Here is a 7,192-nt window from a genome sequence, read left to right as displayed (position 1 = left end):
GTGTTGATGCCGGGTGGGCGGAGTGGATCGCCTGGCAGCTGGAGGACGCCGGCTACAAGGTGCTGCTGCAGAAGTGGGACATGGTGGTCGGCACCCACTGGACGGTCACCATGCAGGAAGGCATGCTCCGCTCGGAGCGCACGGTCGCGGTGGTGTCCACCGCCTACCTGGCGTCGGTGTACGGCCAGCAGGAGTGGCAGGCTGCCGCACAGGCCGACCCACAGGGCTTCGCCCGCAAACTCGTCCCTCTCCGCGTCGAGGACTGTGAGCGGCCGGGTCTGCTCGGTCAGATCGTCTCCTTTGACCTGTTCGACTATCCCGCCAAGACCGCCCGCCGGCATCTCCTCGACACGATCGAGACGACGCTCGCGGGCCGGGCGAAACCCCCGGTCGAGCCCATCTTCCCTGTTCTCCATCCGACACCGGTCGTCCCCGGCCCGACGCTGGCGGGTCCAGCCACCCCTATGCATCGGCCTCCATATTTGCAGCAGCTCCTGGCGGGGCCCGCACCTTCCTTTCCCGGCACTTCAGTGCCCGTCGAGCCGGCAGGCGATGAGGTAGGCCGCGAAAGCGGCAGCCGGTGGCGCCTTACTGCGCACCGCAAGGTCACAGCCGTAGCAGCGTTCGCCGCTGTGCTGATTGGGGTCGGCGGCTACCAGCTGTTCCCCTCGCCCACCGACCGGGGGAACCGGCCCTCCGCCCAGCTCTCCCATGCGCAGACGACACCGACCATTTCAGCGACGCCCGACTGGACGTCAAGTCCGAGCCCCGCCCCGCTGCCAGTCAGCTTCTCGGTGAGTCCGCCCAGCGGCAGCAGCAGCGCCACCTTCATCGCCTCGGGCAGCGGGTGCCACGAAGTCGGCGACCAGATCGACATCCGGTGGGACGGTAAAACGCTGCAGCCTACTGCCGTGTGTACCGCCACCCACCATTACAGCGAGTCGTATACGCCGGAGAACGGGCGGCTGCTGTGGGCCACAGGGCCCGGCAAGGACGCCCATCTCGACGTTACCCACGGGCCGCACCAGATCCAGGCCGTCGGCGTCGACGAAAATCCCTACCACAGCGACCCGGTCACCTACACCGTTAGCTAATGGGCCCCGGGCAGGCCCGCGGCCAGCGACAGACAGGGGGTGGCGCCCGCCACGTGCGGCGGGTGCCACCCCTGTCAGTAGACCGTCTGGGCGTCAAAGCACCGGTGGGCAGGGGACCTTCCAGCTGAACAAGTAGTTGATGAACTTGATCGCCCCGCACACTACGGGCTGGTAGCGGCGGTAAAGGTCGAGGACGGCGGAAGGCGACCAGGCGTGCACGATCTGGATGTTCACGACCTTGCCGGCCGTGCCGGTGTTCCAGGTCTGGGTCCAGGGCATGACGCGGTCGTGGTTGGGGAGCCAGGTGCCGTTCACCCCGCTGTACACGGGCTGGCTCATCGCCACAGGGTGGTTGCACGCGTCCAGGCCGATGACGAACACCGAGGCGGTGAAACCGCGCAGGGCCAGCAGCGAGCGCACCTCGGTGGTGGCGTTCAGCACCCCGGTGCCGCGGTTGAGCGTCACGTTCGTCGACATCCGCAGGCCCCCGGTGGGGTCCGAGGTCAGCTGCGCGGAATCGTAGCCGGGGAACGAGGGAGCTACACAGGTGGCGGACGCTGGGGTAGCCGTGCTGGCCCCGGCGGCCGGGGCCAGCGCGGCGAAGCCGGCGAGGACGGTCAATAGGGCCAGGGCCAGGGCGATGCGGTGAACGATGCGGTTCACGGGAGCACTCTCCTCAACGGAAGCGCGAGACAAGGGTGCCCGGCCGGGGCTGTGCGGCGGCCTCTGGAGGCCGGCGACATTCGGGGGCCGGGGTCGCTTCCCAGGTTGGTTGCGTGGTCCTGGCCACGCCAGGGGAGGCCACCCTGGAACACGGGCACAGGAGTCCCTCCCCGCACACTGAGAAAACCCTGGAGAACGTGCCAGGCCCGGTGGAGCCGACGTGCCTTCGGCGATAGTGAAGGCGTGAACGAAGCCGCGTCTCTTGACGGCGAGAACGTGTCGCGCCCGCTCTTGCGGCCCGCCGTCATCCCGCTGCTGGCAGCCGCACCCGCCACCGCGTTCGCGATCTTCGCGGTCTCCGTCGAATGGGGCGCGAGCCCGTTCTGGGCTTGGACCGACTTCGTCACCCAGCCTGTCGGCCTGTTCTTCATCGTCGTCGGGATCCTCGTCGGGGTCTACCATCCTGACGGCCGGCGGATGGGCCTGCTGCTGACCGCGATGGGCGCGCTGTGCTACATGTGGGATCTCCAGACCAGCGCGAACCCCGTCCTGTTCAGGCTGGGATTCGCGCTCTGCTATCTCAACGGTGTGGTCCTGGCCCACCTGCTGTTGGCGTTCCCGAACGGGCGCCTGCGCAGCCGTTCCGAGCGGGTCGTGATCGCCGCACTCTACGTGACGACGCTGGGGATCCAGGGCATGAGAATGCTCCAGGAGCATCCGCTACAGCCTCAGCTGTGGGGCGATCCGCGGGCCCGGTACTCCGTGTGGGCGCCGATCGGCAGCATCGTCGAGATCGTCCTCACCCTTGTGGTCCTGACGATGGTCGTCGCACGGTGGCGGTCCGAGTCGCCGGCGGCGAGACGAGCACGTCGCCTGTTCTGGACCGCGGTAGCGGCGATCGGCGTGGTGGCCGCCGGCGGCGGTTCGGCCAGCCTGGTCCACGCGCCGGTGACGGCACAGGGCGTCTTCCTGGCTGCCTACGCCATCGCCATCGCCTTGTTGGGTGCCGCCGCGTTACTCGGGCCGGTGCGGACGCTGCTCGCCCACCGGCAGATGTCCGTGGTCCTGGCCGGTATCCAGCCTGGGGCCGACCTCGGGGAGCGGCTCTCGGAGGCGCTGGGCGATCCCGGCCTCGTCTTGTACTACCGACGGCCCGATGACGGCGGATACGAAGGCGTCCACGGAGGCTCTGTGACTCTGCCTGCTGGCACCGAAGGCACCGTGACCTTCATCGGCCCTGCCGGCGAGCCTGTCGGGGCGATGGTCCACGACCGGTTTTTGACGGAGTACCCGCAAAACGAGCGGCTCCACGCAGCCGCTACCGTCGCGAGTCTGATCATCGGGCTCCAGGCCGCGGATCGCGCTCGTCTGCGGGAAGTCCACCAGCTTCACGCTGAACACCTCGAAGGACTGGAGCGGCTGGAACTGCGGACACGCCACGACATCCGGGCGGACCTACACGACGGCCCGCAGCATCTCCTGTCCTTCATTCAGGCTCTCGTGGGCGAGGCCCGGCAGGAGTCGCCGGATCAGGCCACCACGGAACGGCTTGCCGACATCGGCGTCCAGCTCCAGCAGACGGTGCTCGCCCTACGCGAAGTCGTCGAGGGTGTCTTCCCCTCGACGCTGATCGCCCGCGGGCTGAAACCCGCCCTGGAGGCCTTCGGTCAGGGCGCGCCGATCGCCCCGACCCTCGACATCCCCGAGCAACGCTGGCCGGCACCGGTCGAGTTCGCCCTCTACAACATCATCAGTGAAGCCGTCGGCAACACTCACAAGCACGCCAACGCCAGCCGAGTCGACGTTCGGATCCGCCAGCGTGGCAGCAGCCTCGACCTGGAGATATCCGATGACGGCATCGGAGGCGCGGCACCCACCGTCGAGGGCAACGGCATCCAGAACATGCGCGACCGGGCGGCGGCGAGAGGAGGGGCAATCACCATCGATTCCCATAGCAACGGCACGACGATCAAGGTGGTACTACCATGCGACTGATCATCGCCGAAGACCAGAGTCTTCTGCGCGAGCTTCTGGCCGACCGCTTCTCCAAATCCGGCCACCAGGTCACCGGCCAGGCGGCCGACGCCGCCGAAGCGATCCGGCTCGTCGTGGACAACCCACCTGACCTGGTCGTCCTTGACGTCGAGATGCCCCGGCGCGCGGGCCTGGCCGTGGCCGAGGACGCCGGAATCGATGCGGCTCGGAGAATCCGCGCCCAATACCCGGACGTCGGCATCCTCGTGCTGTCCGGATACGGAGGACTACACCTGGTCGAGGAGATCGTCGTCCTCGGCGCCGGCGTCGGCTACCAGCTCAAAGACCGCGTCCAGGACATGCCGTCCCTGATTCGCACCGCGGAGGCCATCGCCGCGGGCGGCGTCAGCGTCGACGACACGCTCCTGGCCGCCCTGTTCGCCCGCAAGAGCACGGTCGACCGCCTGGCCCGCCTGACCGAACGCGAGTCCGCGACGCTCGACCGCCTCGCCAGAGGCTGGTCGACGCCCGCGATCGCCGAAGACCTCAGCTTCTCCTCCCAGGTGATCGAGGCCGAGCTGTCTTCGATCTACCGCAAGCTGGGGATCGAACCCGACCGCAGGATCAGCAAACGTGTCCTGGCCGTTCTGAAGTTCCTCCAAGGCACCAGCGGGTCCACTCCGCCGGCACTGGAAATCATCGAGATCCTCGACCCTGCACGGGAGGAATCACCGAGCCCGGACATGGTCACGGCGAACGTCCGCTGCCTCCGGGGTCGAGCCACACTCGGTACCCGCTTCCGCAGCATCACCGAAACCGGGGCCACCGTCGACCTGTTCCTGATCCGCATCCTGCGCCACGACCAGCCCGTCGAAGACCTCCAGCCCCCGCTCACCGCGTGCGCTACCTTCGCAGGCACCGGCGGTGCCGTCATCCGACCCGGCCACACCATCCTTGCCGCAGCCGCCGGGCCGACGGACCCGCCGGCAGCGTGACACCCCGGGCCTCGGGGCCTTCGGCGCAGATTCCAGGGTTTTCTCATCTACCGGACCTGCGACCTGGAAGGCATGATTCATTCAAACGACTTGGATGCCCGTAGGCTCCCGGAAGAATCGGAAGAGAGATTGAGTAACGACGTCGACCCGATCAGCCACGCAATGACCGATTCTGACCCAGCCGGCACCGAAGTGACTGACTCTGAAATGACCGGACCCGAAGCGACTAGACCCGAAACGGCCATGTCCAATGCGGGGGGCGTGATTGCTCTGGGCGTCCTGGCCGTCGGGACCACGGCCAGTGCCGTAGGTGCTGCAAAGGTAGCGAGACTGGTTTTCCGGAAGGCGAAAATCGGCAAACTTGTAGGCGGATTCATAACAGCCGTCGTCGAAGGAGCCACCGAACCACGGGGCTTCGGCCCGGCGCTCGCGAGGGACCTGGAAAAAATCAACAAACTGACCCAGGAGCGGTTGTCTCGCGAAGCTGCGGCAGCTGCAAGGGAACGGCGCGAACGGCAGGAGTTCTTCTCTGTGCCGAGCCCGGAGTACACCACCAGCGGGTATCCGCAGAATGATCCGAGCTGGACGCAGGAGGAAGCCCGGCGCCTCCAGGAACGGCGTGACGAGGAACGGCGGGCCGAAGAGCGGCGCGACGAACAGCGTGCCCAGGACCGGCGCGACGAGGAGCGGCGCGACGAACAGCGTGCCCAGGACCGGCGCGACGAGGAGCGGCGGGCCGAGTGGTGACGCCGGTGTCGTCGGCGCACGGCCAGCTCGCAAGCTCCTGCAGGTATCGCAGGACGAGTTTTTTGCTCCGATCGACAGAGGTGCTCGGGCCAGCGTAGCCGACCTTCCTGCTGACGGATGCTAGGGAGAGTCGCAGCCGTCATGGTGCCGACTGCCTGATCGGCTGCTCGGCGTCGTTCGTCGAACGGCTATCCGACGGGTGGACGACGGCGATCGTCCGGCAGGCAGGCCCGGGGCAGATTGACCGCGTGCCTGTTCGAGCACTACGAGTCGATCTGTGTGCAGCGGGGCGGCCGGTCCCACTACTTGTTTGTACCTGGTCGGGTGTAGCCGTCCTCGTTGTACTGGAACCGCTGGTTGTCCGTGCTGTGGATGAACACGAGGACCAGCTCGGTCTGTATCCGGGACAGGACTGTGAACTGGGCGGTCAGCGCGTGGACCATCTCGTTGACCGGCGCGGACACGTCGAGTTCGGCGAGCGGCTCATCCGCCCTCAGCTCGTAGGCGGCTGCATTCGAGAGGGAATGGTGGGATGCCAATGAGCACCTTGGTGCTCTGGATCTGCGCGTTCGCAGGGATCGTGCTCACACGCCAGGTGATCGAGCCGAGCCGCTCGATTCAGTGGATCCGCCTGATCCGCAATCTTGCCACGCTGGTCGTCCTCGTGGCGCTGGTCGCCCGGTACGGCTTCGACACCGATGACTTAATCGGCGTGGCCGGGCGCAAGGCCATCTACGGAGGACTCCTGGCCGGGGCGGGACTCCTCCTGATCGGCTTCTTACTCGTGGCCCTGACTCCAGAGAATCAACGGTTCCATGCCCGTAGTGCTTTTCTGCGCGGTCCGAGCGGCTCGCTGTTCCGAGGCCCGGCCACCTGCTGCCTCGGACTGTTCTTTCTGTTCCTCATCACATGGGCGGACACGGCGTACCTGGCCTTCCAAGAGGAGCAGGCGGCCGCAGCGGGTATCCCACTTACCGAGTACCAGGCGATCTTCTCGGTCCTGTCCTTTCTGATTCCCCTCCTGTCCTTCGTACTGATCACCATCAACGTCGCGATAATTAACCTGCTCCAGGCAGACGCCGGCCACCCACTCCTCCCGTCGCTGGCCGCCCCCTGGTTCGCCATAAGCGCCATCATCGTCGACAAGGTGACCGAGAAAGGGACGAACTTCGACCTCGCACCCGCCCGGGTTGATGACGCCATCCAGCTCGGCGGCCTCATCGGCACGATCGCCTGCTCCCTACTGGAAATCACCATCCTCCGCGAGACACTCGGCGTCAGCCTTACCAGCGGCCTTCCGCCCCACCGGCGCCTCCAGCGTTCCCGGGGCCGTTCCAAGTATCAGTGGCTTCCCTTTCCCGGCTACCCAGCCGACACCCCGCTTGCCCGCCGCGTCGCACGCTTCGACCAACCATAACCTGAGGAACCCTCTCGGTCAGACTTGAGTGAGACACCCGCTGGGGTGCGGGCTGGCTACAGGGGGCGTGATCGGAGATCCATGATGTTCATGGAGTCTGAGTCGCAGGAGCGTCCGGGTGGGTCCTCGCCGTCGCGTGATCCGGCGCCGCGTCCCTCGCGGCGGGTGTTCACCACGGCGTACAAGCTGCGGATCGTCGCGGAGTACGAGAACGCCCCGCACGGAGAGAAAGGCGCGGTTCTGCGTCGGGAGGGTTTGTTCTCCTCGCATGTGGTGGAGTGGACCCGGGCCCGTGACGCGGG

At 67.0% G+C, this 7,192-nt stretch carries 7 protein-coding genes and 1 pseudogene; 6 read left to right on the top strand and 2 right to left on the bottom strand.

From position 1 onward, the window contains the following. Nucleotides 1-1,094 (top strand): toll/interleukin-1 receptor domain-containing protein (locus U9977_RS22780; RefSeq protein WP_322751330.1); only part of this gene is annotated, 1,094 nt, incomplete at its 5' end. 93 nt (nt 1,095-1,187) lie between these two features. Here the strand turns inward: U9977_RS22780 and U9977_RS22775 are convergent. Then, on the bottom strand, nt 1,188-1,757 hold the full coding sequence (locus U9977_RS22775; protein WP_322751329.1) for a hypothetical protein: 570 nt from the start codon (nt 1,755-1,757) through the stop codon (nt 1,188-1,190). A gap of 243 nt (nt 1,758-2,000) precedes the next feature. Between U9977_RS22775 and U9977_RS22770 the strand changes: the two genes are divergently transcribed. From U9977_RS22770 to U9977_RS22760, 3 genes are all read left to right on the top strand, one after another. After that, nucleotides 2,001-3,752 (top strand): sensor histidine kinase, encoded by a 1,752-nt coding sequence (locus tag U9977_RS22770; protein ID WP_322751328.1) that lies wholly within the window; start codon nt 2,001-2,003, stop codon nt 3,750-3,752. Continuing rightward, nucleotides 3,743-4,726, top strand: a complete 984-nt coding sequence (locus U9977_RS22765) for a response regulator transcription factor (RefSeq protein ID WP_322751327.1) — start codon at nt 3,743-3,745, stop codon at nt 4,724-4,726. Before U9977_RS22770 ends, U9977_RS22765 begins: the two co-directional genes overlap by 10 nt. Before the next feature lie 243 nt (nt 4,727-4,969). After that, complete coding sequence (locus U9977_RS22760; protein ID WP_322751326.1) at nt 4,970-5,473, top strand: hypothetical protein; 504 nt, start codon at nt 4,970-4,972, stop codon at nt 5,471-5,473. 302 nt (nt 5,474-5,775) lie between these two features. Here U9977_RS22760 and U9977_RS22755 read toward each other — a convergent pair whose 3' ends face one another. Then, nucleotides 5,776-6,012 carry a hypothetical protein gene (locus U9977_RS22755; RefSeq protein WP_322751325.1) on the bottom strand — a complete coding sequence of 79 codons (237 nt, stop codon included), beginning with the start codon at nt 6,010-6,012 and terminating at the stop codon, nt 5,776-5,778. Here U9977_RS22755 and U9977_RS22750 point away from each other — a divergent pair. Further along, nucleotides 6,012-6,890 carry a hypothetical protein gene (locus U9977_RS22750; protein ID WP_322751324.1) on the top strand — a complete coding sequence of 293 codons (879 nt, stop codon included), beginning with the start codon at nt 6,012-6,014 and terminating at the stop codon, nt 6,888-6,890. The two genes, U9977_RS22755 and U9977_RS22750, sit on opposite strands and share 1 nt — an antisense overlap. Before the next feature lie 159 nt (nt 6,891-7,049). Further along, nucleotides 7,050-7,192 (top strand): annotated as a pseudogene (locus U9977_RS22745) (transposase); the annotation flags it as partial.

This window comes from Protofrankia sp. Cas8 (genome assembly GCF_963555845.1).
GTDB lineage: Bacteria > Actinomycetota > Actinomycetes > Frankiales > Frankiaceae > Protofrankia.
This window is presented reverse-complemented; position numbering and strand designations above follow the sequence as displayed.